21 protein-coding genes and 1 pseudogene are annotated in these 21665 nt (G+C 71.8%); 10 read left to right on the forward strand and 12 right to left on the reverse strand.

Going from position 1 to position 21665, the window contains the following annotated elements:
* Positions 1-79: 79 nt before the first annotated feature.
* From glgB to ACZ3KP_RS36755, 5 genes are all read right to left on the reverse strand, one after another.
* The gene (gene glgB / locus ACZ3KP_RS36735; RefSeq protein WP_467505010.1) at positions 80-2284 is read right to left on the reverse strand and encodes a 1,4-alpha-glucan branching enzyme; all 2205 of its coding nucleotides are present in this window, start codon (positions 2282-2284) and stop codon (positions 80-82) included.
* Positions 2285-2288: 4 nt separating this feature from the next.
* The gene (locus ACZ3KP_RS36740) at positions 2289-3650 is read right to left on the reverse strand and encodes a maltokinase N-terminal cap-like domain-containing protein (RefSeq protein WP_360568192.1); all 1362 of its coding nucleotides are present in this window, start codon (positions 3648-3650) and stop codon (positions 2289-2291) included.
* A 31-nt stretch (positions 3651-3681) separates the two neighbouring features.
* A complete protein-coding gene (treS, locus tag ACZ3KP_RS36745) occupies positions 3682-5400 on the reverse strand; it encodes a maltose alpha-D-glucosyltransferase (protein WP_467505012.1) in 1719 nt (572 codons plus the stop codon).
* Positions 5397-7382: an alpha-1,4-glucan--maltose-1-phosphate maltosyltransferase gene (locus ACZ3KP_RS36750; protein WP_467505014.1), complete on the reverse strand. Its 1986-nt coding sequence runs from the start codon at positions 7380-7382 to the stop codon at positions 5397-5399. The genes treS and ACZ3KP_RS36750 overlap by 4 nt, the downstream gene beginning before the upstream one ends.
* A 101-nt stretch (positions 7383-7483) precedes the next feature.
* On the reverse strand, positions 7484-7777 hold the full coding sequence (locus tag ACZ3KP_RS36755; RefSeq protein WP_467505016.1) for a DUF5133 domain-containing protein: 294 nt from the start codon (positions 7775-7777) through the stop codon (positions 7484-7486).
* 313 nt (positions 7778-8090) lie between these two features.
* Between ACZ3KP_RS36755 and ACZ3KP_RS36760 the strand changes: the two genes are divergently transcribed.
* Positions 8091-8594, forward strand: a complete 504-nt coding sequence (locus ACZ3KP_RS36760; RefSeq protein ID WP_467505018.1) for a pep a2 — start codon at positions 8091-8093, stop codon at positions 8592-8594.
* Positions 8595-8617: 23 nt separating this feature from the next.
* Positions 8618-10822 carry a glycogen debranching protein GlgX gene (gene glgX, locus ACZ3KP_RS36765; protein ID WP_467505019.1) on the forward strand — a complete coding sequence of 735 codons (2205 nt, stop codon included), beginning with the start codon at positions 8618-8620 and terminating at the stop codon, positions 10820-10822.
* Here glgX and ACZ3KP_RS36770 read toward each other — a convergent pair.
* Positions 10791-11606: a VOC family protein gene (locus ACZ3KP_RS36770; protein WP_467505020.1), complete on the reverse strand. Its 816-nt coding sequence runs from the start codon at positions 11604-11606 to the stop codon at positions 10791-10793. The genes glgX and ACZ3KP_RS36770 overlap by 32 nt on opposite strands.
* Positions 11607-11732: 126 nt before the next feature.
* On the opposite strand from ACZ3KP_RS36770, the gene ACZ3KP_RS36775 reads away from it, so the two are divergent.
* Entirely contained in the window at positions 11733-12050 is a 318-nt protein-coding gene (locus ACZ3KP_RS36775; RefSeq protein ID WP_467505021.1) for an ANTAR domain-containing protein, read from the forward strand.
* A 10-nt stretch (positions 12051-12060) separates the two neighbouring features.
* Here the strand turns inward: ACZ3KP_RS36775 and ACZ3KP_RS36780 are convergent, their stop codons facing one another.
* Entirely contained in the window at positions 12061-12855 is a 795-nt protein-coding gene (locus tag ACZ3KP_RS36780; RefSeq protein ID WP_467505023.1) for an RNA polymerase sigma factor SigF, read from the reverse strand.
* Between the two features lie 259 nt (positions 12856-13114).
* On the opposite strand from ACZ3KP_RS36780, the gene ACZ3KP_RS36785 reads away from it, so the two are divergent.
* The 4 genes from ACZ3KP_RS36785 (at position 13115) to ACZ3KP_RS36800 (ending at position 15936) form a co-directional block, all read left to right on the forward strand.
* A complete protein-coding gene (locus tag ACZ3KP_RS36785) occupies positions 13115-13576 on the forward strand; it encodes a MarR family winged helix-turn-helix transcriptional regulator (protein ID WP_467505024.1) in 462 nt (153 codons plus the stop codon).
* Positions 13573-14400 (forward strand): ABC transporter ATP-binding protein, encoded by an 828-nt coding sequence (locus ACZ3KP_RS36790; protein WP_358981640.1) that lies wholly within the window; start codon positions 13573-13575, stop codon positions 14398-14400. Before ACZ3KP_RS36785 ends, ACZ3KP_RS36790 begins: the two co-directional genes overlap by 4 nt.
* Positions 14360-15214: an ABC transporter permease gene (locus tag ACZ3KP_RS36795; protein ID WP_467505026.1), complete on the forward strand. Its 855-nt coding sequence runs from the start codon at positions 14360-14362 to the stop codon at positions 15212-15214. Before ACZ3KP_RS36790 ends, ACZ3KP_RS36795 begins: the two co-directional genes overlap by 41 nt.
* A 194-nt stretch (positions 15215-15408) precedes the next feature.
* On the forward strand, positions 15409-15936 hold the full coding sequence (locus ACZ3KP_RS36800) for a hypothetical protein (RefSeq protein ID WP_132892832.1): 528 nt from the start codon (positions 15409-15411) through the stop codon (positions 15934-15936).
* A 6-nt stretch (positions 15937-15942) separates the two neighbouring features.
* Here ACZ3KP_RS36800 and hemC read toward each other — a convergent pair whose 3' ends face one another.
* The 5 genes and pseudogenes from hemC to ACZ3KP_RS36825 form a co-directional block, all read right to left on the reverse strand.
* A complete protein-coding gene (hemC, locus tag ACZ3KP_RS36805; RefSeq protein WP_467505027.1) occupies positions 15943-16878 on the reverse strand; it encodes a hydroxymethylbilane synthase in 936 nt (311 codons plus the stop codon).
* Positions 16879-16971: 93 nt separating this feature from the next.
* Entirely contained in the window at positions 16972-17928 is a 957-nt protein-coding gene (locus ACZ3KP_RS36810) for an ATP-dependent DNA ligase (RefSeq protein ID WP_467505055.1), read from the reverse strand.
* 142 nt (positions 17929-18070) lie between these two features.
* Positions 18071-18229, reverse strand: a pseudogene (locus ACZ3KP_RS36815) (MFS transporter); the annotation flags it as partial.
* A gap of 83 nt (positions 18230-18312) precedes the next feature.
* Positions 18313-19077, reverse strand: a complete 765-nt coding sequence (locus ACZ3KP_RS36820) for a helix-turn-helix domain-containing protein (RefSeq protein ID WP_467505029.1) — start codon at positions 19075-19077, stop codon at positions 18313-18315.
* Positions 19078-19287: 210 nt separating this feature from the next.
* Positions 19288-19707: an SH3 domain-containing protein gene (locus tag ACZ3KP_RS36825; RefSeq protein WP_467505031.1), complete on the reverse strand. Its 420-nt coding sequence runs from the start codon at positions 19705-19707 to the stop codon at positions 19288-19290.
* Between the two features lie 284 nt (positions 19708-19991).
* On the opposite strand from ACZ3KP_RS36825, the gene ACZ3KP_RS36830 reads away from it, so the two are divergent.
* The 3 genes from ACZ3KP_RS36830 (at position 19992) to ACZ3KP_RS36840 (ending at position 21482) form a co-directional block, all read left to right on the forward strand.
* Entirely contained in the window at positions 19992-20525 is a 534-nt protein-coding gene (locus ACZ3KP_RS36830) for a MarR family winged helix-turn-helix transcriptional regulator (protein WP_467505033.1), read from the forward strand.
* A 111-nt stretch (positions 20526-20636) separates the two neighbouring features.
* Positions 20637-21014, forward strand: a complete 378-nt coding sequence (locus tag ACZ3KP_RS36835) for a DoxX family protein (RefSeq protein ID WP_132892820.1) — start codon at positions 20637-20639, stop codon at positions 21012-21014.
* The gene (locus ACZ3KP_RS36840; RefSeq protein ID WP_467505035.1) at positions 21015-21482 is read left to right on the forward strand and encodes a peroxiredoxin; all 468 of its coding nucleotides are present in this window, start codon (positions 21015-21017) and stop codon (positions 21480-21482) included.
* Positions 21483-21665: the final 183 nt, after the last annotated feature.

The raw sequence follows: 21665 nt of genomic DNA on the forward strand, positions 1-21665 counted from the left end.
CCGCGACCGGGCGCGGCGGGTCTTTCACCCGAACTGCCCCGCCCCGGCGCGGGAAACACGTGCGGGCGCCGTCCCCGGGCTACGGGACGACAGGCTCAAGCCACACGGTGCCCAGCGGCGGCAGCGTCAGCCGCAGCGCCCCCTCGTCGGCGAGCAACGGGCCCCTGCTGACGACGTCCCCGCCGCCGTAGCGCGCGCTGTCCGTGTTGAGGATCTCCCGCCAGACGGGCGTGCCCTCGGGCACGGCCAGACGGTAACCGGGCCGGACGACGGGGGAGAGGTTGGAGACCGCCAGCAGCGGCCGGGCCTCGGCGTCGAACCTCAGGAACGCGAAGACGTTGTCCTCCGCCGCGTCCCCCAGGACCCACTGGAAGCCCACCGGATCCGTGTCGCGCTGCCACAGGGCGGGCCGGGTGCGGTACACGGAGTTGAGATCGCGGACCAGATCCCGGACACCCCGGTGATCGGCCTCGGCCGCGTACCCGGGGTCCAGCAACCACCAGTGCGGCCCCTCGGCCTCCGACCACTCGCCGCCCTGGGCGAACTCCTGCCCCATGAAAAGCAGCTGTTTGCCGGGATGGGCCCACATGAAGCCGAGATAGGCGCGGTGATTGGCGCGTTGCTGCCACCAGTCGCCCGGCATCTTCGACACCAGGGCCTGCTTGCCGTGGACCACCTCGTCGTGGGAGATGGGCAGGACGTAGTTCTCGCTGTACGCGTAGACCATCGAGAAGGTCATCTCGTGGTGGTGGTACTTGCGGTGGACCGGCTCGTGCCGGATGTACTCCAGCGAGTCGTGCATCCACCCCATGTTCCACTTCAGCCCGAAGCCCAGGCCGCCGCTGTCGGTCGGCCGCGTCACCCCGTCCCACGCGGTGGACTCCTCGGCGATGGTCACCACACCCGGCGCGCGCCGGTACACGGTCGCGTTCATCTCCTGGAGGAACGCCACCGCGTCCAGGTCCTCGCGGCCGCCGAACACGTTCGGCGTCCACTGTCCGGAATCCCGCGAGTAGTCGAGGTAGAGCATCGAGGCGACCGCGTCCACCCGCAGCCCGTCGATGTGGAACTCCTCGCACCAGTAGACCGCGTTGGCGACCAGGAAGTTGCGCACCTCCACCCGGCCCAGGTCGAACTCGTAGGTCCCCCAGTCCGGATGCTCGGCCCGCCGGTCGTCCCCGGGCTCGTACAGCGGGTCCCCGTCGAAGCGGGCCAGCGCCCAGTCGTCCTTGGGGAAGTGGGCCGGCACCCAGTCCATGATGACGCCGATGCCGGCCCGGTGCAGGGCGTCGACCAGGTACCTGAAGTCGTCGGGGGTGCCGAGCCGGGAGGTCGGCGCGTAGAAGCCGGTGACCTGGTAACCCCAGGAGCCGCCGAAGGGGTGCTCGGCGACCGGCATGAACTCGACGTGGGTGAAGCCCAGGTCGTTCACGTAGGCGGGGAGTTCCTCGGCGAGCTGACGATAGGTCAGCCCCTGGCGCCAGGAGGGAAGGTGGACCTCGTACACCGAGAACGGGGCCTCGTGCACGGGGGTGTCGCCCCGGTGCGCCATCCACTCGGCGTCGGTCCACTCGTGCCGCGCGACCGTCACGATGGAGGCGGTCGCGGGCGGCACCTCCGTCCGCCGGGCCATCGGATCGGCCTTGAGGAACCGGCCGCCGTACCGGGACGTGATCTCGAACTTGTACCGGGCGCCGTCGCCCACCCCCGGCAGGAACAGCTCCCACACCCCGGCCGCGCCCAGTGAGCGCATCGGGTACTGCGTGCCGTCCCAGCAGGTGAAGTCCCCTGCGACCCGCACGCCCAGGGCGTTCGGCGCCCACACCGTGAACCGGGTCCCGGCCACCCCGTCATGGGTCATCGGCTCGGCGCCGAGCGCCTTCCACAGCTGTTCATGGCGCCCCTCCCGGATCAGGTGCAGATCCAGCTCACCGAGCGCGGGCAGGAAACGGTACGGGTCGTGCACCTCGTGCTCGCCGTCCTCGTACGCGACGAGCAATGTGTACGACGGCACCTCGGCGTACGGCAGCACGGCGGCGAAGAGCCCGTCGCCCTCCGACACCAGGGGGCTGCGCACCCCGTCGGCCAGCACGCTCACGGCGCGGGCCTGCGGGCGCAGCGCACGGAAGAGGGTGCCGCCGTCCACCGGGTGGGCGCCGAGCAGCGCGTGCGGATCGTGGTGGGCGCCCGCCAGCAGCCGCCCGCGGTCGGCCGCGTCCAGCGGCGGGGCCGTGGTACGGAAGGGTCCCGAGGGCTCGGGGAGCGTGGAGTCGCGCAATGCCATGAGGTCAGCCTCCCCAGCGGGCGAGCCGCTCGATCGCGGCCATCGGAACCGGAAGCCAGGCCGGCCGGTGCCGGGCCTCGTACACCACTTCGTACACCGCGCGGTCCGTCTCGTGGGCGCGCAGCAACGCGTGCTTCTTGCGCGGGTCCCAGCCCGCCCGGGCAGCGTAGCCCGCGCAGTAGGCCTCCCGGCAGCGGCCGGCCCACTCCGGGCGCCAGGGACGGCGCTGGCGGGCCGCGTAGTCGAAGGACCGCAGCATGCCGGCCACGTCGCGCACCGGAGACTGCAGGCCCCGCCGCTCGGCCAGCGGCCGGGACGGTTCGCCCTCGAAGTCGATGACGAACCACTCGCGGTCCGCCCGCAGCACCTGCCCGAGATGGAGGTCGCCGTGAATCCGCTGGGCGCTCGGGCCGCCGTCACAGGCGGCGAGCGCCTCGAAGGCGCCCCGCAGTCCGGGCACGAACGGCCGCAGCGCGGGCACCGCGTGCGCCGCCGCCTCCAGCCGCGCGGACATCGCCTCGGCCGTGCGGCTGTGTTCGTCGCGGCCCGCGGACGGGAAGGCGCCGGCCAGCGCGAGATGCACCTCGGCGGTGGCCCGCCCCAGCTCGTGCGCCTCGGTCGTGAACTCGTCCCCCGCCGCGAGCGCGCGCAGGGCCAGGGTCCAGCCGTCGGCCGCGTCGGGTAGGAACGGCTGGAGCACCCCCAGGGTCGCGGGACTCGGTTCGGTGGTGCGGAACCAGGCCACCGGGGCCGGCACCCGGGCACAGCCCTGGGCCGCCAGCGCGCCGGGCACCTCGAGATCCGGGTTGATGCCGGGCTGGATCCGCCGGAACACCTTCAGGATGTAGGAGTCGCCGTAGACGAGCGAGGAGTTGGACTGTTCGGCGGTCAGCAGCCGGGGTGCGAGGCCACCGGGTATCCGGGCGTCGCGGGCGGTCTCGAAACGCAGCGGACCGGCGGTGCCGGGGACGCGCAGTCGATCCAGCAGCAGCTCGGCGGCGTGCGGGTCGTGCAGGGCGTCGTAGATCGCGAACCCGGCCAGCGGGCCCTGTTCGGCCCGGCCGATGTACGCCCGCTCCAGCCGGGGCGTCCGGTGCGGGCGCACGCCGAGCAGCAGCTGGTAGCAGTCGCCCGACGGGGAGGCGTCCCCGCCCGCGGAGTGGTCGGCGTGGACGAGCAGATGCAGGCAGCCGGGGAGGAGTTCGGTCACGGACAGCACGGCCAGCTCCGTGACGGGCCGGTCCTTGCCCGCGAACCAGCGCTGCCGGGGCAGCCAGTCCCGCAGCAGGGCGCCCAGCGAGGCCAGCGGCCCGTCGAGGTCGAGGCCCGCGGCCGTGCTCCGGGGCAGGTCGACGGTCTTCGTCATGGTGACGCGTCCTTTCCTCGGCTCCGCACGCTCAGCGCCGACGGCCGGTGCGGGAGGCGACTCGGGAGAGCCGGAACCAGTAGAAGCCGTGTCCCGCGAGGGTGAGCAGATACGGCAGTTCACCGATGGCGGGGAAGCGCACCCCGCCGATCAGCTCGACCGGGTGCCGGCCGTTGAACTGCCGCAGGTCGAGTTCGGTGGGCTGGGCGAACCTGGAGAAGTTGTGCACGCACAGGACCAGGTCGTCCTCGTACTCCCGCAGGAACGCGATCACCGCCGGGTTCGACGACTGGAGTTCGGTGTAGGACCCCAGTCCGAAGGCAGGATTCTGCTTGCGGATCTCGATCATTCGCCGGGTCCAGTGCAGCAGGGAGGACGGCGAGGACATGGAGGCCTCGACGTTGGTGACCTGGTAGCCGTAGACCGGGTCCATGATCGTGGGCAGGTACAGCCGCCCGGGGTCGCAGTTCGAGAAGCCGGCGTTGCGGTCGGGGGTCCACTGCATGGGGGTGCGCACCGCGTCGCGGTCGCCGAGCCAGATGTTGTCGCCCATGCCGATCTCGTCGCCGTAGTAGAGGATCGGCGAGCCGGGCAGGGAGAGCAGCAGTGCGGTGAAGAGTTCGATCTGGTTGCGGTCGTTGTCGAGGAGGGGGGCGAGGCGGCGGCGGATGCCGATGTTGGCGCGCATGCGTGGGTCCTTGGCGTACTCGGCCCACATGTAGTCGCGCTCCTCGTCGGTGACCATCTCCAGGGTCAGCTCGTCGTGGTTGCGCAGGAAGATGCCCCACTGGCAGCCGGACGGGATGGCGGGGGTCTTGGCGAGGATTTCCGAGACGGGGTAGCGGGACTCGCGGCGCACGGCCATGAAGATCCGCGGCATGACCGGGAAGTGGAACGCCATGTGGCACTCGTCCCCGCCCTTCGCGTAGTCGCCGAAGTAGTCGACCACGTCCTCCGGCCACTGGTTGGCCTCCGCGAGCAGCACGGTGTCCGGATACATCGCGTCGATCTCCCGGCGGACCCGCCGCAGGAACTCATGCGTGGGCGGCAGGTTCTCGCAGTTGGTGCCCTCCTGCGCGTACAGGTACGGCACCGCGTCCAGGCGGAAGCCGTCGATGCCGAGGTCCAGCCAGAACCGCAGGGCGGCCAGCACCTCCTCCTGCACCGCCGGGTTCTCGTAGTTGAGGTCCGGCTGGTGGGAGAAGAAGCGGTGCCAGTAGTACTGACCGCGCACGGGGTCGAAGGTCCAGTTGGAGACCTCGGTGTCGACGAAGATGATCCGCGCGTCCTGGTACTGCTTGTCGTCGTCCGCCCACATGTAGTAGTCCCCGTACGGCCCGTCGGGGTTGGTGCGGGACTCCTGGAACCACGGGTGCTGGTCGCTGGTGTGGTTGACGACGAAGTCGATGATGACGCGCATTCCGCGCTGGTGGGCCGCGTCGACGAACTCCACGAAGTCGGCCAGGTCGCCGAACTCGGGAAGCACCGAGGTGTAGTCGGCGACATCGTAACCGCCGTCCCGCAGCGGGGACTTGAAGAAGGGCGGCAGCCAGAGGCAGTCGACGCCGAGCCACTGGAGGTAGTCGAGCTTGGCGGTCAGGCCCTTGAGGTCGCCGACGCCGTCGCCGTCGCTGTCCTGGAAGGAGCGCACCAGGACCTCGTAGAAGACCGCGCGTTTGAACCAGTCCGGGTCCCGGTCCTTGGCGGGAGTGTCCTCGAAGGTGTCCGGGACGGGTTGGTTGACAGTCATGACGCGCTGGACCCTCCGTTCGCTGGTGCCGGCCGCGTCACGTGGAACACGTGCGCCGGTGTCCGGCCGGGTGTGAGACGCACGTAGTTGGTCCTGCCCCACGCGTAGGCCTCACCCGTCAGTTCGTCCCGCACGGACAGGGCGCCGTCCCGGTCCGGGCCGAGTTGCGGCATGTCCAACGAGACCGTGGCCTCCTGGGTGTGGTGGGGGTCGAGGTTGACGACCACCAGAACCGTGTCCGCGCCGGTCCGCTTGCTGTACGCGAGGACGGAGTCGTTGTCCGTGTGGTGGAAGCGCAGGTTGCGCAGGTGCCTGAGCGCGGGGTGGGCGCGCCGGACGGCGTTGAGGCGGGTGATGAGGGGCGCGATGCCCTCCGTCTCCGCGCGCTCCCAGTCCCTGGGCCTGAGCTGGTACTTCTCCGAGTCGAGGTACTCCTCGCTGCCCTCTGTGAGGGGGGTGTTCTCGCAGAGTTCGTAGCCGCTGTAGATGCCCCAGGTGGGGGAGAGGGTGGCGGCGAGCACGGCACGGGCCTCGAAGGCGGGGCGGCCGCCGTGCTGGAGGTAGGCGTGCAGGATGTCGGGGGTGTTGACGAAGAAGTTCGGCCGCATGTACGCGGCGCTCTCCTGGGCGAGTTCGGTGGCGTACTCGGTGAGTTCCTGCTTGGTGGTGCGCCAGGTGAAGTAGGTGTAGGACTGCTGGAAGCCGATCTGCGCGAGGGTGCGCATCATCGCGGGGCGGGTGAAGGCCTCGGCGAGGAAGACGACGTCCGGATCGGCCGCGTTGATCTCGGCGATCACGCGTTCCCAGAACACCACGGGCTTGGTGTGGGGGTTGTCGACGCGGAAGATCCGCACCCCGCAGTCCATCCAGTGCCGCAGCACCCGGACCGTCTCGGCGATCAGGCCGTCCATGTCGGCGTCGAACGCGATGGGGTAGATGTCCTGGTACTTCTTCGGCGGGTTCTCCGCGTAGGCGATGGTGCCGTCCGGCCGGTGCTGGAACCACTCCGGGTGTTTCTCCACCCAGGGGTGGTCCGGGGAGCACTGCAACGCGAAGTCCAGCGCGATCTCCAGGCCGTGGCGGCCGGCCTCGGCCACGAACCACCGGAAGTCCTCGATCGTGCCCAGCTGCGGGTGCACCGCGTCATGGCCGCCCTCGGGCGAACCGATCGCCCACGGCACCCCCACGTCCTGCGGGTCCGCGCTCAACGTGTTGTTGCGGCCCTTGCGGAAGGTGGTCCCGATCGGGTGGATCGGCGGGAGGTAGACGACGTCGAAGCCCATCGCCGCGATGGCCGGCAGCCGGCGGGCGGCCGTCCTGAACGTGCCGTGCGGCTGCTCGGGGGTGCCCTCGGAACGCGGGAAGAACTCGTACCACGAGCCGTACAGGGCCCGTTCGCGCTCGACGAGCAGCGGCAGCGGCTCGGAGGCGGTCACCAGCTCCCGCAGCGGGAAGCGGGCGAGGATCTCGTCCACCTCGGGAGCCAGCGCGTTCGCCAGCCGGGTGTGCAGGGGCAGCGAGTCGTCGCCCAGGGCCTGGGCCGCCGCCAGGACCCGCTCGCGCTCCGGGCCCTCGGGGACCCCGGCGGCCGCCCGCTCGTAGAGTTCGGCGCCCTCCTCCAGGACCAGGCCGGTGTCGACGCCCGCCGGGATCTTGATCCGGGCGTGCCGCCGCCAGGTGCGCAGCGGGGCGCTCCAGGCCTCCACGTGATACGTCCAGCGGCCTGTGGCGTCCGGGGTGACCTCGGCGCCCCAGCGGTCGGTGCCGGGCACCAGCTCGCGCATCGGCGTCCAGGGGCCGGGGCGGCCCTCCGGGTCGCACAGCACCACATTGGCACCGACGGCGTCGTGTCCCTCACGGAACACCGTGGCGGTGACCGGGAACGTCTCGCCGGGAACCGCCTTCGCGGGACGCCCGCCGCACTCCGGGGCCGGCCGGACGTCACGCACCGGAACACGGCCGATGGTCTCGGTCGCCTTCATGGGTCTCACCTCCGCCGTGCGCGGAGCCGGGCCCGTGGCCCGGCTCCGCGATCCGTAGCGCGCCGGAAGACAGGTGTCTTCCCGCGGGTCCGTCCGTGGGATCACTGCCTCGCGGAACGCCGGTCCGACGGCGGCCCGCGCCGGACCTGCCCGCTCAGCTGGGGCCGTCCGCTCTGTTCCCGCACATAGGTGACGAGGCTGGTGCGCAGATAGCGCTCGGCCGCGTCCACCGCCTCCCGGGCGCAGCGCTTGCCCATCAGCACGCACAGCGTGTAGCCCGAGTCCTCGAAGGTGGACCGCACCTCGCGGTCGTGCGGCGAGGCGAGCATCACTCGCTCCCACGCCCGGTAGCGCCGCAGCTGCCGGGCCACCTCGGCCTTCGCGGGTAGCAGCATGGCCGTGTCGTTCCTTCCGACGCTCTCGAATGGGCACGTGTCCCCGAGGGTCGGGGGAGGCGTCCGGGCACGGAGGGGCACGGAGCCGTTACGGCGAATCGAGGCTTTCACTCATGGTGCACGCATCATGACGGAGCGTCTTGTTGGATCTTCAACCACACCCCACGGCTCACCCGCGGCTCTCGTGTTGCACGAATGGCGTAGCGCCCGCACTGTGGATGGTGACTCAGAAGCGAGCAGTGCTCACGCTGTGCGTACGGAACGGTTTCCGGACGGTGAGCGCGAGCCCGACGCCGGTGAGGAGCAAGCGACAATGAAGACCGCAGTGCCCTGCTACTACCACCTCGACGTCGAGGTCAGCCAGGAACGGGTGGGACAGGTCGGCCGCATCCTGGCCGCCCATCTCCGCTACTGGGACCTCGACAACCTCGTGGACCCCGTCTGCCGCGGTGCCGAACTGCTGCTGACCGCCATCGACCGGCACGCGACCGACAAGCACACGTCCATCGAGATGTGGTGGAACGGGCAGCACCTCATCACCGCCATCGGTGACGACGACCGCGACCTGCGCCCCGACCAGGACCTGCGGTCCTGCCTGGCGCATCTCGCCGCCACCAGCGACGGCTGGGGCTGCTGTGCCTCGGAGACCGGCAGCAAGATCATCTGGTTCTCGCAGCGCGCCCGGTCCGGCGAGCGGGTCCCGCTGGTCCCGACGGCGCCGGCGCCCAGTCTGCGCCGGACGCTCCGGGTGCCCCGCAGCCTGCCGGTCGCCCAGTTGGCCGAATCCGCCGACCGCGTCCTGGAGGGCGCCCGGTGACGGCGAGCAGGTCCCGGAAAGGGGTGCCCGTATGGAGCGGGCACCCCTACCCGTTGGGTGCCTCCTTCGACGGCCAGGGCACCAACTTCGCCCTGTTCAGCGAGGTCGCCGAGCAGGTCGAGCTGGTCCTGGTGAACGACGCGGGGACCCGTACGCCGGTGCCGGTGACCGAGGTCGACGGCTTCGTCTGGCACGCCTACCTGCCCGGCGTCGGACCCGGTCAGCGCTACGGCTACCGGGTCACCGGGCCCTGGGACCCGGACGTCGGGCACCGCTGCAATCCGGCGAAGCTGCTCCTGGACCCGTACGCCAGGGCGGTCGACGGCCAGATCGACAACCACGCGTCCCTGTACGAGCGCACGCCCGGCGGGCCGTCCCCGGCGGACAGCGCCGGGCACTCCATGCTCGGTGTGGTCACCGACCCCTACTTCGACTGGGGCGACGACCGTCCGCCCCGGCGGACGTACTCCGACACGGTGATCTACGAGGCCCATGTCCGCGGTCTGACCCGCACCCATCCGGACGTACCCGAACGGCTCAGGGGCACGTACGCCGGCCTCGCGCACCCGGCGGTCGTCGAGCACCTGACCTCGCTGGGCGTCACCGCGGTCGAACTGATGCCGGTCCACCAGTTCGTGCAGGACGGCGTGTTGCAGGACCGGGGCCTTTCCAACTACTGGGGCTACAACACCATCGGCTTCTTCGCCCCGCACAACGCCTACGCCGCCTTCGGCAGCCGGGGCCAGCAGGTCAACGAGTTCAAGGCGATGGTCAAGGCACTGCACGCGGCCGGCCTCGAAGTCATCCTCGACGTGGTCTACAACCACACCGCCGAGGGCAACGAGATGGGGCCCACCCTCTCCTTCCGGGGCATCGACAACGCGTCGTACTACCGCCTGGTCGACGGCGACTGGGCGCACTACTACGACACCACCGGCACCGGGAACAGCCTGCTGATGCGGCACCCCTACGTGCTGCAACTGATCATGGACTCGCTGCGGTACTGGGTGACCGAGATGCACGTCGACGGCTTCCGCTTCGACCTCGCGGCCACCCTGGCGCGGCAGTTCCACGAGGTGGACCGGCTCTCGGCGTTCTTCGACCTGATCCAGCAGGACCCGGTCATCAGCCGGGTCAAGCTGATCGCCGAACCCTGGGACGTCGGGGAGGGCGGCTACCAGGTCGGCAACTTCCCGCCGCTGTGGTCGGAGTGGAACGGCCGCTACCGGGACGCCGTACGGGACTTCTGGCGGGCCGAGCCCGGATCGCTCGGCGAGTTCGCCTCCCGGCTCACCGGCTCCTCCGACCTCTACCAGCACAGCAGGCGCAGGCCGCGGGCGAGCGTCAACTTCGTCACCGCGCACGACGGTTTCACCCTGCGCGACCTGGTGTCCTACAACGACAAGCACAACCAGGCCAACGGCGAGGGCAACCGGGACGGCGAGAGCCACAACCGGTCCTGGAACTGCGGTGCCGAGGGTGAGACCACCGACCCGGCCGTCCTCGAACTGAGGGCCCGCCAGCAGCGCAACCTGCTCGCCACCCTGCTGCTCTCGCAGGGCATCCCGATGCTCAGCCACGGCGACGAACTCGGCCGCACCCAGCGCGGCAACAACAACGCCTACTGCCAGGACAACGAGGTCTCCTGGACCGACTGGGACCTCACCGAGGAACAGCGGGCCCTCACCGACTTCACCCGGCACGTCATCGCGTTGCGCGCCGCCCACCCCGTACTGCGCCGCCGCCGCTTCTTCCACGGCGAGACCGCCGTGCACCCCGGCCAGCCGCTGCCCGACCTGGTGTGGCTGCTGCCCGACGCCCGCGAGATGACCGACCGGGACTGGCAGCGCCCCGACGCGCACACGGTCGGGGTCTTCCTCAACGGCGACGCCATCGCCGAGCGCGATCCCTACGGGGGACGCCTGGTCGACGACTCGTTCCTGCTGCTCCTCAACGGGCACTGGGAACCGGTCGACTTCCTGCTGCCCGACGACTCCTACGGCGAACGCTGGACCACCCTCATCGACACCGCCGAGCCCGACGGCATGCCCGACGAACGCGAACGCAAGGCCGGGACCAGGCTGCCCGTGGCGGCCCGCAGCCTGGTGCTGCTGTCCAGGCCGTCACACAGCGGGGACGGCAGGAACCGGGGACGGCGGGAGGCCACCAGGGCCCGCAAGCCCCGCAAGACCGGAGTCAGGGGAGCAGGGGGCGCACGGTCACGGTGAACTGGGCGCCGTCCGGGTCGCGCAGCACCGCCTCCGTGTCCAGTTCCCGCAGGACGCTGCCGCCGTGCTTCTCGGCGGCCCGCGCGCACTCGCCGACGTCGGCGACCGCGAAGTGGACCTGCCAGTGCGGCCGTACCGACGGATCGGGGGCCGTCTCCACCGCTCCCGAGTCGATACGGGCCACGGCGTCGCCCCGGCTGCGCAGCACGACCTCACCGCCCTCGTACTCGACCTCGCAGCAGCCCGGCTTGTCGGAGGCCCAGCCGAGGACCTCCCCGTAGAAGATCGCCGAGTCGAAGGCGTTGCGGGTGTGCAGCCGGATGAAGGTGGGGGCGGCCTGTCGCCAGGTCTCCCAGTTGGAGACCAGCTCCCCCTCCCAGATGCCGAAGACGGCACCGTCCCGGTCGGCGATCAGCGCGGCGCGGCCGGGCGGGAAGGACAGCGGCCCGACCGCCGGCGTGCCCCCCCGCTCCCGGGCCCGGGCCACCGCCTCGTCCGCGTCCGGCACGGCGAAGTACGGCGTCCAGGCCACCGCCATCTGCCACATCGAGGCGACCGCGGCGATGCCCGCCACCGGCACCCCGTCCGCCAGGGCGATCCGGAAGTGGTCGCCGAGCCGCACACTGCGCCATCGCCAGCCGAGCACGGCGCTGTAGAAGTCCTCCGTGGCCTCCAGGTCGCGGCTGGTGAGGCTCACCCAGCAGGGGGCGCCGAACACCGAGTGCGTGGACACGACGTCCCGCTTCTTCTGCGCGGGGCCGGGGGAAGTCAGGTCGTTGTTCATGGCACTCGCGTCCTGGGGTCGGGGCCGGCGGGGAACGGTCTGACACCAGTCTCCAACCGGAAGCGGGAGGAATGCCTGCCGAGTACCCCGGTGGCGTTCGCCCAGTCGGATGACGACGATGGGGGTGTGAGCGAGAGCGAACCGGACCGGATCCTCCACCCCCAGGAGGAGGTGGACCAGCTCAAGGAGGCCGTCTCCTCCCATGCCGTGGTGGACCAGGCCATCGGGATGGTGGTGGCGCTCGGCCGGGGCACGCCCGACGAGGGCTGGCAGGTGCTCAAGGAGGTCTCCCAGCACACCAACATCAGACTCCGCAACGTCGCGGACCTGATCCTCCTCTGGGGCCGCACCGGGGACATGCCCGTCGAGATCCGCGTCGAGCTGACGGAGGCCCTCGAACGGTACGGCCCGACCCAGATCCCCGGCGCCCCCGCCGTCGAGTGAGCGGTCGCGCTCAGCCGCCGTCGGCCAGCAGCTCCTCGCGCAGCCGGTCGAAACAGGCGGTGAGCAGCCGGGACACGTGCATCTGCGAGATGCCCAGCTGCTCGGCGATCCGGCTCTGCGTCATCCCGCGGAAGAACCGCAGGTAGAGAATGAGCCGGTCGCGCTCGGGCAGGCCCTGCAGACAGGGCTGCGCCGCGGTCCGGTCCACGATCAGGTCGTAACCGGGGTCCGCGCCGCCCAGGGTGTCACCGAGCACGTAGCCGTCGCCGCCGGGCACCTCGGCGTCCAGGGACAGCGCGGAGAAGCACTCCAGCGCCTCCATTCCGGCCCGCACCTCGCTCTCGGTGAGCTGGGCCAGCGCCGCGATCTCGGCGACGGTGGGCGCACGCCCCTCGGTGGCCTGTCCCGCTTCCTTCAGGGCCACCCGGACGCGGTTGCGCAGCTCCTGGACCCGCCGGGGCACGTGCAGGGTCCACATGTGGTCACGGAAGTGCCGCTTGATCTCGCCGGTGATCGTCGGTACGGCGTACGCCTCGAAGGCCCGGCCGCGCTCCGGATCGTAGTGGTCGACGGCCTTCACCAGGCCCAGCGCGGCGACCTGGTAGAGGTCTTCGAGGGTCTCCCCGCGACCGCGGAACCGCACGGCGATCCGCTCGGCCATGGGCAGCCAGAGCTCGACCAGCTCGTCGCGCAGCGCCCGGCGCTCCGGGCCCTCGGGCAGTTCGGCGAGCCGCACGAAGTCCGCGGCCGTGTCGGGCGCGTCGTCGTGCGGATGAGGCTGGGTGGAGCAGGTGGTGGTACGCATCGCGCGCACCTCCTCAGCGAGGTGCTGGTGTGGACAGACCGTAGGAGGGACGCGCTCGGATCCCGGAGAGGACACGGGGGGCGTCCGGAGATACCGGCTCCCACGCACGTGCCTCCGATCCGAAGCACTTACCCTCAGATGCCCTGAATTGGGCAAAGCAAAACAAATGATCCGAAAAGGTGAGATTGGTCTCATCGTCTCAAGGCTTTGACCCATCCTTGGGAAGAGATACCTCTGTAGCAGAGGTAATCTTCGAGGCGTGGAACCGGCACCCGAATCCCTTCCGGATGAGTTGGCCGCGGCGTTCCTCGGCATCCAGCGGCTGGTCCGCCGCCGGCTGCGCCGGGGGCTCGCCGTGCCCCGGCTGCGCGGGGCCGAGGTGGAGCTGCTGCGGCTGGTCGAGTCCCGGCCCGGCATCGGCATCTCGGACGCCGCCAAGGAGCTGTACCTGGCGAGCAACTCCGTGTCGACGCTGGTCAACCAGCTCGTCAAGGACGGCTACCTGCGGCGCGAGACCGACCCGGCCGACCGTCGGGCCGCCCGGCTGCTGCTGACCGAGGCCGCCGCGCAGCGCCTCGCCGACTGGCAGCGGCGCCGCGCGGAACTCTTCGCCGGTCATGTGGCCCGGCTCGACGAGGCCGACCAGCACCTGCTCGCGGCGGCCCTGCCCGCCCTGCGCAGACTCGCCGTCACCCTGCACGAGGAGGTCCAGGAATCATGACGCCGGACACCGCCGCGGTCGCCTGCACCGGGCTCTCCTACTCCTTCGGGGACACCAGAGCCGTGGACGGGCTCGACCTGACCGTCGGCGAGGGCGAGGTCTTCGGGCTGCTGGGTCCCAACGGAGCGGGCAAGACCACCGCCATCCGCTGCATCACCACCCTGCTCCCCGTCCCCGCCGGGATGGTCCGCGTCTTCGGCCACGACACCGGCAAGGACCGGATGGCCGTACGCAGACTGCTCGGCTACGTCCCGCAGCAGCTGTCCGCCGACAGCGGGCTCACCGGACGGGAGAACGTCGCGCTGTTCGCCCGCGTCTTCGACGTCCCCCGGCGCGAACGCGCCGAGCGGGTCGCCCAGGCGCTGGCGGCCGTCGACCTCGCCGACGCCGCCGACCGGCTCGCCGGCACCTACTCCGGCGGCATGGTGCGCCGCCTCGAACTGGCCCAGGCGCTGGTCAGCGCGCCACGGCTGCTGATCCTCGACGAGCCGACCATCGGCCTCGACCCGATCGCCCGCACCGGCGTCTGGGACCAGATCAACGCCGTACGCGAAGCCACCGGCATGACCGTCCTGGTCACCACCCACTACATGGACGAGGCCGACCAGCACTGCGGCCGCGTCGGCCTGATGCACCGCGGCCGGATCCGTGCCCTCGGCACCCCCACCGAGCTGCGGCAGGGCCTCGCCGAACGCCAGGGCGCCGACACCCTGCCCACCCTGGAAGACGTCTTCCGCGACGTGGCCGGCAGCGGCCTCGACGACCAGTCAGGAGGTTTCCGCGATGTCCGAAGCACCCGCCGCACCGCGAAGCGCGTCGGCTGAGCGCACGGCAGCCGCGTCCCTGCTGCTGACCCCGCCCCGGCCGCGCTCCGGCTGGCGGCTGCTGCCCGCCCGGGTCGTCGCCATGTGCGCCGTCGAACTGCAGAAGCTCCGGCACGACCGCACCGAGCTCTACACCCGGGCGATCCAGCCGGCCCTGTGGCTGCTGATCTTCGGCCAGACCTTCACCCGGATCCGGGCGATCCCCACCGGCGGCATCCCCTACATCGACTACCTGGCGCCCGGCATCATCGCCCAGTCCGCGATGTTCATCGCCATCTTCTACGGCATCCAGATCATCTGGGAACGCGACGCGGGCATCCTCAACAAGCTGCTCGTCACCCCGACCCCACGCTCGGCGCTGATCACCGGAAAGGCGTTCGCGGCGGGCGTGAAGTCCCTGATCCAGGCCGTCGTGGTGATCGTCATCGCCGCGATCCTCGGGGTCTCGCTCACCTGGAACCCGCTGAAGCTGCTCGGGGTCGGGCTGGCCGTCGTCCTCGCCTCCGCGTTCTTCTCCTGCCTGTCGATGAGCATCGCCGGGATCGTCCTCAGCCGCGACCGGCTGATGGGCATCGGGCAGGCCATCACCATGCCGCTGTTCTTCGGCTCCAACGCCCTCTACCCCGTGGCGATCATGCCCGGCTGGCTCCAGGTGGTCAGCAAGGTCAACCCGCTCAGCTACCAAGTCGACGCCCTGCGCGGGCTGCTGCTCGGCACCCCGGAACATGTCGGCCTCGACTTCGGGGTGCTGGCGGTGGCCGCCGCCCTCGGCATCACCGCGGCCTCCTCGCTGCTCGGCCGCCTCGCCCGCTGATCTTGCGACGGGCCGGACGCCGACGTGATGTGCGGCACGCGCCCGGATCCCGCCCCGGACGACCGGGGCGGGATAACCCCTGCGCAACGCTTGATCAGCGATCAAAGGGGGCGAACCCCCTGGCCACAGCGCATTCCGCTCATTTGACAGTGCGCTGAGCCCACAGATAGACAGCGTGGGTCGAGAGGGGCACTGTGTACGAGCCGAACGTGGTCGGGGACTGGCACGAGTACGACGAGCATGCCGGTCTGCGGGTCCGCGTCCACCGTCTGGAGGCGGCTGAGCCGCCGCGCGGCCGGGACGACGCCGCGGCCGGTCTGACGTACTTCAGTGCCCGGGTGACCATCGAGAACCGGGGCTCACGCACCTTCGGAGTCCAGCTGGAGGACGGTCAGATCGACGTCCGGGTGGGCCCCGACGGGGAGGGTGCCTTCATCGACTGGCGCAACTCCCAGTTCATCGAGGGCTTCGACGTCTACCCGCTGCGCCGTGCCACCGCGATCCTCTACGCGGCCTGCCCGGAGAACGCCCTGGGCCAGGTGGACATCCAGATCCACCTGCGCGTCGACGAGGAGTGGACCGAACGCCGGCTGTGGGCGGGCGGCATCGGTGTGCTGGAGTCGACGGCCGGCTCCGCCTGCCAGGGGGCCGGGCCGGGCAGCCTGGCCCACCAGGTGACCGCCTTCCTCAAGGACCAGACGGAGCCCGGCCCCTCCGCCTGACCGGCGTCAGTGCGCGATGCCGTCGATGAGTTCGCGGGCCCCCTGGCGCAGCAGGGCCACGGCGACCGAGGTGCCGAGCGTCGCCGGATCGAGGCGGCCCGCCCACTCGTGGGCGTTCAGCCGGGTCTTGCCGTCGGGCGTGAACACACAGGCCCGCAGCGACAGTTCACCGGCGTGGTCGACCCGGGCATAGCCGGCGATCGGGCTGTTGCAGTGCCCCTGCAGCACATGCAGGAACATCCGCTCGGCGGTCGCCTCCCGGTGGGTGGCGGGATCACCGAGGCCGCTCACCGCGTCGATCAGCTCCCGGTCGTCCTCCCGGCACTGCAGGGCGAGGATGCCCGCGCCGATGGGCGGCATCATCGTCTCCAGGTCCAGCACCTCGGTGGCAACCTCGGGACGCCCGATCCGCTCCAGCCCCGCCATCGCGAGCAGCAGCGCGTCCGCGTCCCCGGCGGCCAGCTTCTCCAGCCGGCGGTTGGCGTTGCCCCGGAACGGCACGCACCGCAGATGGGGGTGGGTCGCCGCCAGTTGGGCGACCCGGCGGACGGCGGAGGTGCCGACCCTGGTGCCCGGCGGCAGTTCGTCCAGGGTCAGACCGCCCGGATGGATGAGCGCGTCACGGATGTCGTCCCGCTTCAGGAACGCGGCGAACACCGTCCCGGCGGGCAGCGGGCGGTCCGCCGGCACGTCCTTCACACAGTGCACCGCCAGATCGGCCTCGCCGGCCAGCAGCGCGGCGTCCACCTCCTTGGTGAACGCGCCCTTCCCCTCCACCTGGGACAGATCGCCCAGCCACTTGTCACCGGTCGTCCGCACCGGTACGACCTCGGTGCGCACCCGCGGATGAAGGACGGCCAACTCGGCCCGGACACGGGCGACCTGAGCGAGCGCCATCGGCGAGTCGCGGGACACGATGCGGATCAACTCGGGCACGGACATGCGGACACGATAGACCCAGCGGCCCCGCGCTGATTCCGACATCGTGTCGGCCGCCGGGCAGGGGAGCGGGCCGTCCGGTCACCGGCCCGCCGTTCAGGCCGGCTCCTCCGGCAGGTCCGCCGCCGACTCCTGCGGGGCGAGGTCGGGGCGCAGCCGCAGCCAGGACGGCTGGCGCAGCAGCCCGGCCCGGGTGCGCGTGCTGTAGTCGACCTCGCCGACCAGGCGGGGCAGCACCCAGTGGGCGTTCACGACCGCCGGCACCGGATCGAAGGGGCAGGTACCGGTCTCGGCGGCCCGCAGCAGCGCGGCCAGTTCGGCGCGTTCCGGTCCGCTCCAGCCGGTGCCCACCCCGCCGACGTACCGGAGTCGTCCGTCGGCGGACCGCTGGCCCACCAGCACCGCGCCCGGCAGGCCGGTCAGCCGCCCCCTGCCCGGCAGCCAGCCGCCGATGATCACGTCCTCGGCACGTCTGTTGCGGATCTTGAGCCAGGCACGGGACCGCACCCCCGGCTCGTAGCCCGAGTCCAGCCGCTTGCACACCACGCCCTCGAGACCGTGCTCCCGGGTGGCCCGCAGCGCCTCGGCGCCGTGCCCGACGACCGCACCCGGCGTCGACCAGTACGGCCCGTTCAGGGCGAGGGACTCCAGGCGGGCCCGCCGCCCCCGGTACGCCACGGTGAACAGCGGTTCCTCCAGGAACGGGACGTCGAACAGGATCAGGTGGACCGGTACCCGGGCCGCCATCCGCGCCGCCCGGGCCGGAGCGTGGGCGAGGCCCATCCTGCTCTGCAGCAACTGGAAGTCGGCGCGGCCCTGTTCGTCGAGGGCCAGAACCTCGCCGTCCAGGACCGCCGGAACCGGGCCCAGGGCCCCGCCGAGCGGCTGGAGTTCGGGGTAGGCGGCGGTGATGTCCTCGCCGGAGCGGGCACGCAGCACCAGCGTGCCGTCACCGGGCAGGTAGAGGACCGCCCGCTGGCCGTCCTGCTTGGTCTCGTACGCCCACCGGGCGTCCTGGGCGGCGGGCGGCAGCGTGCCGGGAGTGGCGAGCATGGGCGCGATCAGCGGCAGGACGGTCACGCAGAAGGTGTGGACCGGCCGCGTCCACCGCACGCCCCTTCCGGCACCGGTTCCCCCGAACAGGCCTCAGGCGTCAGGAAGGAGGCCAGGACGAAGGCCAGGACGGCCGCGCCCCGGCGGCCGTCTCCGAGGCCGGGACCGTCCCCATGATCAGCGCGGGCATCGCGCCGTACGCGAAGCCGACACCGGCGCCGATGATGCAGGAGACCAGGATCAGGTGCCAGACCTGGGACATCAGGACGACGTTCAGTCCGTACCCGGCCCCGGTCGGGAGGAGGCGGGGCGGCCGCCGCCCGCCGACCGCCACCGCCGGCCGGTCCGGCGCCGCGCTCCCGCCGCCGGCGCGGCGCCGCTTGCTCAGTCCTCCAGGCCGGGCTCCGCCTCGAGTCCGGTGCACGCGAGTTTCCCCTCGACGTCGGCGCAGGCCTCCACGCCGCGGGGCGTGGACACCGCGAGCATCGGGCTGGTGTAGCCGACGGAGTCCTCGGCGGGATAGCTCGCGGAGAGCACGTCCTGGCCGGCCCGTACCGAGACCTCCCGGGCGTGCGGGGTGTGCAGCCGTACCTCGGACCAGGCCGTACCGCAGGTGGGGGACCAGCGCAGCCGGACGTCGTAGGCGGTGTCGGCGACGGCACTCTTCGTCTGCGCGTCCCGGGCGCACGCCGAGGCGTCCGGCAACTCGCCCTGGCAGGACCGGCCGTGGCAGCCCGGCGCCGCGGAGACGGGCTGTGCGCCCGGCGTGCCGCGCCGGTACGAGACGGTCATGGCGGCCACCGTCACCCCGGCCACCGCGAGCAGGGCGAGCGCGGTCAGCGGCAGCCGCCACCACCGCCTCGCCTGTGGCCGCAGAGGGGCCGGTACGACGGCCGGCGGCTCCTCGGCGGCCTCGCACAACGCCAGCACGGCGTCCGGGTCCACGCCCGCCAGCCGGGCCAGCGCCTCCACGGCCGGGCGCGGCGGGCGCTTGGCGCCGGATAGGTAGCGGTGCCAGGCGGACTTGCTGTACGGGGTGCGGGCGGCCAGCGCCGCCAGGCTGAGCCCCGTACGTTCCCTGAGTTCGCGCAGCCGTGCCGCGGGCGAATCGTCCGGTGGGGTGGTGGGCGCTCCTTCGGGGTGCCGCATGGTGCGTGCCTCGACTTCATTACGCTATGGGCGTTTCGCCCCTGTTGTCGGGATGGCTTCCCATGAGGGCCGGGTCCGCAACCGGCGGACAGGTGTGAAGACGGTGAAACGGGGGGCGCGTCGAAGGCCTGTGCGGGACGCGGGGGTTCCCGAACAGGCCTCGACGGTCAAGGAGTACGGCGGGCGGGGAGGGTCAGTGTCGCGCGGGTGTCAGCACCAGGGGACGGCGTGCCCGACCCGGACGTAGCGGGCGGTGACGTAGCCCCTGCGGTGCGGGAGCCGGTACCAGATGTGGGTGCCGCGCACCGAGCCGCCCCAGGTCTTGCAGGTCACGGGGACGAGCCGGCTGCTGTGCCGGTGGCCGACCACGCGGTAACGGGTGCTCGGGCCGGAGCGGACGTTGAGCCGGACGTGGTGGGTGGTCACCCGGCCGACGCCGCGGTAGGTGTAGTGCCGGTGGTGACGGGGGGTCGCCGGGGCCGGCAACGTGGTGTAGTGGGAGTACTGCACGATTCCCTGGGGTGCGGGGATCGGAGTGGCGGCGCTCGCGGTGGCGGCCCCGGCCGTGGGCAGGAACGCGAACACCGCGACCGTGGCCAGCAGGCCGTGCTTCAGGATCCGACGGGACATGGAAACCTCCGTGCTGTCGTGCCCGTGACCACGAAGCGTGATCACGATTCGGAGGATTGCCGTGACCGGGAGGCACCATGTCGTCCCGGCGTACCCCGGGACGCGTGGGACGTCCCCGGGGACGGGGTCCGGCCGTCCGGGCTCCGTCACGGAGGTGCGCGACGTTCTTGTCCGCGGGTCCCGGCTGTCGTGCGGAACGAATCTGGGGACGTGGGACGGTCCGGCCGGGCGCCGACGACCACCAACTTGCTTGAGTTATGCAACAATATGATGAAATGGTGGGTATGTCCACAAACTCCCCGCCCGCCGTCCCCGCCGCGACTCCGGAGGTCGTCGAGAGCGAGCGCGCCCTGACCCGCATCACCTACCCGAGCACGCGGGCCCGCCGGCACGAGCGGCTGATGGCGCTCGCGGGAGTCCCCCTGGACCGCGCCGCGGTGGCTCTGCTGCGCCAGGTCGCCGACTCCGAGCCGCCTCGCCCGGGGGAGCTGGCGCAGCGGCTCGGAGTCGAGGCGTCCCACGTGACCCGCACCGTGCAGCAGCTCCAGCGCGCGGGTCATGTCACGCGCGTGCCGGACCCCGACGACCGCCGCGCCCAGCGGATCGAACTGACCGACGCCGGCCGGGGAGCCGTCGACCGAGTCCGGGACGCCGGAGCGCGCGGCATGCAGCTGGCCCTGGGGGACTGGCAGCCGGAGGAACTGCGTCAACTGGCCGTGCTCAGCCACCGTATGGTCGACGACTTCCTGTCCTACGCGGTCGAGGACGAACCCGGCCAGGAGGCCGGCGCCGCGGTGCCTCCGGCACCGGCGGTCTGAGCCACCGCGACGCCGACGGAACCCAGGACCGGCCGCCTGGAACAGGGCCCGGCGCGTCCCGGGGCGATACCGCCGGGTAATATCCGGCGACAGGTCGTCAGAGGAGGCTTCGTGTCCCGGTCCGAACGTTCCGCCCTGGTGCTCGCCGGGCTGCTTGCCACCGCGGGGGTCGCCCACTTCGCGGCCCCGAAGTCCTTCGACGCCACCATCCCGAAGGCCCTGCCCGGGTCACCGCGGGCGTGGACGTACGGGAGCGGGGCCGTCGAGCTGGCACTGGCCGCCGGGATCGCGCTGCCCCGCACCCGGACGGCGGCGGCCCGGGCGGCCGCCGCCTTCTTCGTCGGCGTGTTCCCGGCCAACGTCCAGATGGCCGTCGACTGGCAGAAGCGGCCCCAGCCGTACCGGACCGCGGCCCTCGCCCGGCTGCCGCTCCAGGTCCCCCTGGTGCTGTGGGCGCGCGGCGTCGCACGAAACGAGGAGGGCCGCTAGATGGCGGGACCAGTCGAGGTCGGAAGCAAGGTCGAGGACTTCGCGCTGCCGGACGAGACCGGCACGACCCGGACGCTGACGGAGCTGCTGGCCGACGGGCCCGTCGTGCTCTTCTTCTATCCGGCCGCCCTGTCGCCGGGCTGCACCTCGGAGGCCTGCCACTTCCGGGACCTGGCGAGCGAGTTCGCGGCCGCCGGTGCCCGGCCCGTCGGGATCAGCGGGGACAGCGTGGAGCGGCAGCAGGAGTTCTCCGGGAAGCACACGCTCGGCATGCCGCTGCTCTCCGACACCGACGGCACGGTCCGGGAGCGGTTCGGCGTCAAGCGTGGTTTCTCGCTCGCCCCGACCAAGCGGGCCACCTTCGTCATCGCCCAGGACCGCACCGTCCTGGAGGTCGTCCGCAGCGAACTGCGCATGAACACGCACGCCGACCGCGCGCTCGCCGCACTCCGCGCCCACCGGGGCTGAGACCGCGCGTCCCGCGGTTGATGCGCTGGGACACAGGTCTCATCCTGGGGCGTATGGAGCGTGTCGCGGCCGCGGCGGTCATCGATGTCCTGGGCAGGGTGACGGGGTGGAGCGACGGCGCACGGGTGCTCACCGGACGCCCGGCCGAGGCGGTCGTCGCAGGCCGGCCGACGAACTCCTCGC

The organism is Streptomyces sp. NPDC020958 (assembly GCF_055562175.1).

Excerpts from the sequence above, each read along its gene's own strand:
- glgB (WP_467505010.1), bottom strand. The coding sequence starts at position 2,284 with ATGGCATTGCGCGACTCCACGCTCCCCGAGCCCTCGGGACCCTTCCGT.
- ACZ3KP_RS36740 (WP_360568192.1), bottom strand. The coding sequence starts at position 3,650 with ATGACGAAGACCGTCGACCTGCCCCGGAGCACGGCCGCGGGCCTCGAC.
- treS (WP_467505012.1), bottom strand. The coding sequence starts at position 5,400 with ATGACTGTCAACCAACCCGTCCCGGACACCTTCGAGGACACTCCCGCC.
- ACZ3KP_RS36750 (WP_467505014.1), bottom strand. The coding sequence starts at position 7,382 with ATGAAGGCGACCGAGACCATCGGCCGTGTTCCGGTGCGTGACGTCCGG.
- ACZ3KP_RS36755 (WP_467505016.1), bottom strand. The coding sequence starts at position 7,777 with ATGCTGCTACCCGCGAAGGCCGAGGTGGCCCGGCAGCTGCGGCGCTAC.
- ACZ3KP_RS36760 (WP_467505018.1), top strand. The coding sequence starts at position 8,091 with ATGAAGACCGCAGTGCCCTGCTACTACCACCTCGACGTCGAGGTCAGC.
- ACZ3KP_RS36770 (WP_467505020.1), bottom strand. The coding sequence starts at position 11,606 with ATGAACAACGACCTGACTTCCCCCGGCCCCGCGCAGAAGAAGCGGGAC.
- ACZ3KP_RS36780 (WP_467505023.1), bottom strand. The coding sequence starts at position 12,855 with ATGCGTACCACCACCTGCTCCACCCAGCCTCATCCGCACGACGACGCG.
- ACZ3KP_RS36790 (WP_358981640.1), top strand. The coding sequence starts at position 13,573 with ATGACGCCGGACACCGCCGCGGTCGCCTGCACCGGGCTCTCCTACTCC.
- ACZ3KP_RS36795 (WP_467505026.1), top strand. The coding sequence starts at position 14,360 with ATGTCCGAAGCACCCGCCGCACCGCGAAGCGCGTCGGCTGAGCGCACG.
- hemC (WP_467505027.1), bottom strand. The coding sequence starts at position 16,878 with ATGTCCGTGCCCGAGTTGATCCGCATCGTGTCCCGCGACTCGCCGATG.
- ACZ3KP_RS36810 (WP_467505055.1), bottom strand. The coding sequence starts at position 17,928 with ATGCTCGCCACTCCCGGCACGCTGCCGCCCGCCGCCCAGGACGCCCGG.
- ACZ3KP_RS36820 (WP_467505029.1), bottom strand. The coding sequence starts at position 19,077 with ATGCGGCACCCCGAAGGAGCGCCCACCACCCCACCGGACGATTCGCCC.
- ACZ3KP_RS36825 (WP_467505031.1), bottom strand. The coding sequence starts at position 19,707 with ATGTCCCGTCGGATCCTGAAGCACGGCCTGCTGGCCACGGTCGCGGTG.
- ACZ3KP_RS36830 (WP_467505033.1), top strand. The coding sequence starts at position 19,992 with ATGTCCACAAACTCCCCGCCCGCCGTCCCCGCCGCGACTCCGGAGGTC.
- ACZ3KP_RS36840 (WP_467505035.1), top strand. The coding sequence starts at position 21,015 with ATGGCGGGACCAGTCGAGGTCGGAAGCAAGGTCGAGGACTTCGCGCTG.